Below are 3,464 nucleotides of genomic sequence, written 5' to 3' on the forward strand. Positions count from 1 at the left end.
TTCGGTTCGGTAGTATTTTATTTTAAGCGAGAACACACTATGGTGGCAGATAAGAACCCCGAGCGGAGATGAGTGTGGGGGGGGGGGGGGGGGGGGGGGGCGGCCCCCCCCCCCCGGGGGCCCGCCGCCCCCCCCCCCCCCCCCCGCGGGGGGGGGGGCCCCCCCCCCCCCCCCCCCCCCCCCCACCCCGCCATCCCTCAGGAAACCAGCTTCTGCTCTGGCTCTGGCTCTGGCTCGTAGCGGGTGCAGGGCGCAGCCCTGCATAAAACCCCAACCCTCACTTCTTCAGGAAGTTGTCCACCAGCAGATGCTTCACGTCGTCGAAGCGGCCGTTCAATACCGCCTTGGCGGCATACAGCGCCGTGCCTGCCACCTGCTTGGCCTCGATCTGCGGCGGCATCACCAGTTCGGCGCGGCTGGTATGCACATCCAACAATGCCGGGCCACGTTGCGACAGGAAGTCTTGCACCGCTTCCTCCAGATCCTCGCTGCGGGTCACGGTGCGGCCGTGGAAGCCGATCACTTCGGCAAGGCGGCCAAAATCCGGGTTCTTCAGGTCGGTGTAGTTGTCCAGCAGCCCTTCCACTTTCTGCTCCAGCTCGACGAAGTTCAGCGAACCGTTGTTGAACACCACCACCTTGATGGGCAGGTTTTCCTGCACTGCGGTCAGCAGATCGCCCAGCAGCATCGCCAAGCCTCCGTCACCGGACAGCGAGATCACCTGGCGGCCCGGGAACGCCTTCTGCAGGCCCAGTGCCTGCGGCATCGCGTTGGCCATCGTGCCGTGAAGCAGGCTGGTCAGCGTGCGGCGGCGGCCGTTGACGCGGATATGCCGCAGTACCCACACCATTGGCGAGCCGCCGTCTGCGGTGAACAGCGCATCGTCGGTCGCATACTTCGACAGCAATGCGGTCAGATGCTGCGGGTGGATCAGCTCGCCTTCGCCCGGCTGTTCTTCCTGTTCGCGCTTCTTCAGCGCCTTGTCTCGGCGCTCGATGCATTCGTCCAGGAACGTGCTGTCCTCACGCGGCGGCAGCATCGGCAGCAGCGCATCCAGCGTGGGCGCAATATCGCCGACCACGCCCAGGTGCACCGGGTGGCGGCGGCCGAGGTGGCTGCCATCGCGGTCGACCTGGATGATCGTGGCCTTGTCCGGGTAGAACTGGCCCCAGGCGAAGTCGGCGCCGAGCAGCAGCAGCGTGTCGCACTCCATCAGCGTGTGGAAGCCGGATTCGATGCCGAAGATGCCGGTCATGCCCATGTTGTACGGGTTGTCCGGCTCGACGAAATCCTTGGCGCGCGAGGTGTGCGCGATCGGGGCCTGCAGGCGCCGGGCCAGTTCCAGCAGCTGCGCGTGCGCACCCTGGCAGCCGGCGCCGGCATAGACGCCGATGCGCTTGCCCTGCCCCAGCAGCTCGGCGATACGCTGCAGTTCGGCGTCGGAAGGGCGCAGCACCGGCTGGGTGTAGTGCACCGAAAACGGCACATCGTGCTTCACCTCGGCCTGGCTGATGTCGGCCGGCAGGATCACCACCGCCACGCCGCGGCGGCTGATCGCGGCCTGGCAGGCCAGTGTGACCACGCGGCGTGCCTGTTCGGCGCTGTGCACCTGCTCGCAGAACACCGAACAACTGGCGTACACCGCCTTGAAGTCCACTTCCTGCGGGAATTCCATGCCCAGTTCGCTGGTCACCACCTGGCTGGCGATCAGCACCATCGGCGCGCGGTTGCGGTTGCTCTCGAACACACCGTTGATGAAATGCAGGCTGCCGGGCCCGCAGGAGCCGGCGCAGGCGGTCAGTTCGCCGCTCACCAGCGAATCGGCGCCGGCAGCAAACGCTGCCACTTCTTCATGCCGCACGTGCACCCAGGCGATCTCACTGCCATGCATCGCATCGGTCACATGGTTGAGCGTATCGCCCACGATGCCGTAGCAACGGCGGACACCGGCCTGCTGCAGGGCGTCCACCACGATTTCGGCCACGCGCTTGCTCATCGGATACATCCTCGAACGGGGGAACGTCCGAGGCTAGACCCGGTGAAGTGATGCCTCCGTGGGCAAGTTGCGCATCGCCTCGATGTGCAAACTGCGGGTAGACATCTCGTCAATCATTGACGTTGATCCAACCCTCCACCACGCCCTGCTTCGGGTTGCGGTAGCGCAGCTTCACCCAGCCGTCCTGTTCATCCAGCATTTCCACGCGATCGCCCTGCACCAGATAGCGCTTGGTGCTGGTCGCGCCGGGTCGGTCGAACAGGAACAGGCGTGTTGGCACCACGGTGGCCTGCTGGCCACGCAGCGGCCCCTCGGGCCGTGCGCCCAGGCCATCGGCGATGGCCGTCTCCAACACGCGGCCATCGGCATCGTAGGTGCGCCAGACCGCCAGCGGGCCCTGCTCGTCGGTCTGTTCCCACTGCAGCGCGGCGCTCACCGTATCGCCCAGCATCAGCACATTCTCGCTGCGGTAAAGGTAGAGCTTCGCGCCTGCGAACCGGTACTGGTCGGCGTACCACATCGGGCCGCTGCGGCAACTGCTGGTGAGGGTGCGGGTGGCAACGTCCACGCTCAGCCCCATCAGGTCACCGCAGCTGTCCTTGCCGTGGGTTTCGGTCTGCAGAACGGGATACGAAGCGCTGGCTGGATCGAACCGGTACACCGCTACCGCTTCGTTGACCATGCCCACCGATGCACGCGCAACCAGTTCCGGGTAGCCATCGAAATCGACGTCTTCGAGCGACCACCGCGAATTGCCGTCGGCATCCGCCGCGCCCGCCAGCACCTGGCGCTTGCCCGACGGAGACAGCTGCACGGCGATGCTGCCGTCCTGCTGGGGATCGGCGTGCGCCTGCACGTGAGCGGCCACCTGGAACCGCAGCGTTTCGCCGTCGCCGCCACTTGCCTGCGCCGACGGCGCCAGCAATCCCGCCAGCACCAGGCCCAGCGCGCATTCCCTGTGTTTCATCATCGCTCCCTGCGGCACCGCAGCGGCACCTTCAACTCAGAACGATACCTCGACCGGCTGCCGCGACCACAGCACCGATTGATGCTTGGTCTGCTGCTTCCACGCCAGGCGGATCGCTTCGATATCGGTGCGACGCTGCGGAGTGTCCTCATGCAGCACCACCAGCACCTTGGTGCGCAGGCGGTTGGGCGAAGCATCGCCGCGGAACAGCCACTGGCCATAGGCATCGAACACGGTCAGTCCATCCGGGAAGCGCGGGGTCACTTCCTTGTCCAGGAATGCGCGCCACTGCGCCTCGCTGATGGTGTCGGCCTGCGGACGGTTGCCCGCGCCCTGCTCCTCGCCCACGCCGAAGTACAGCTCGCTGCGCACCCAGCCGTGGCCGTCGGACGGGCGTGCGGCATCGCCCTTCAGTTCGGCGGTGGTGGCCGTGGCATAGGCGCTGGGCGCCTGCGAGGACAGGCTGGCACAGCCACTGGTGGCCAGCAGCACGGCAAAGAC

3 protein-coding genes are annotated in these 3,464 nt (G+C 66.6%); all 3 read right to left on the reverse strand.

Annotated features, from left to right (window positions below):
* Positions 1–277: 277 nt before the first annotated feature.
* A complete protein-coding gene (locus QRO91_RS22115; RefSeq protein WP_100443664.1) occupies positions 278–1,996 on the reverse strand; it encodes a thiamine pyrophosphate-dependent enzyme in 1,719 nt (572 codons plus the stop codon).
* 109 nt (positions 1,997–2,105) lie between these two features.
* Positions 2,106–2,963 (reverse strand): SH3 domain-containing protein, encoded by an 858-nt coding sequence (locus QRO91_RS22120; protein WP_197650615.1) that lies wholly within the window; start codon positions 2,961–2,963, stop codon positions 2,106–2,108.
* Between the two features lie 36 nt (positions 2,964–2,999).
* The gene (locus QRO91_RS22125; protein ID WP_285310578.1) at positions 3,000–3,455 is read right to left on the reverse strand and encodes a DUF3574 domain-containing protein; all 456 of its coding nucleotides are present in this window, start codon (positions 3,453–3,455) and stop codon (positions 3,000–3,002) included.
* Positions 3,456–3,464: the final 9 nt, after the last annotated feature.

The organism is Stenotrophomonas maltophilia group sp. Smal32 (assembly GCF_030237085.1).
Taxonomy (GTDB): domain Bacteria; phylum Pseudomonadota; class Gammaproteobacteria; order Xanthomonadales; family Xanthomonadaceae; genus Stenotrophomonas; species Stenotrophomonas maltophilia_Q.

Coding starts and splice junctions, on each gene's coding strand:
- QRO91_RS22115 (WP_100443664.1), bottom strand. CDS start 1,996: ATGAGCAAGCGCGTGGCCGAAATCGTGGTGGACGCCCTGCAGCAGGCC.
- QRO91_RS22120 (WP_197650615.1), bottom strand. CDS start 2,963: ATGAAACACAGGGAATGCGCGCTGGGCCTGGTGCTGGCGGGATTGCTG.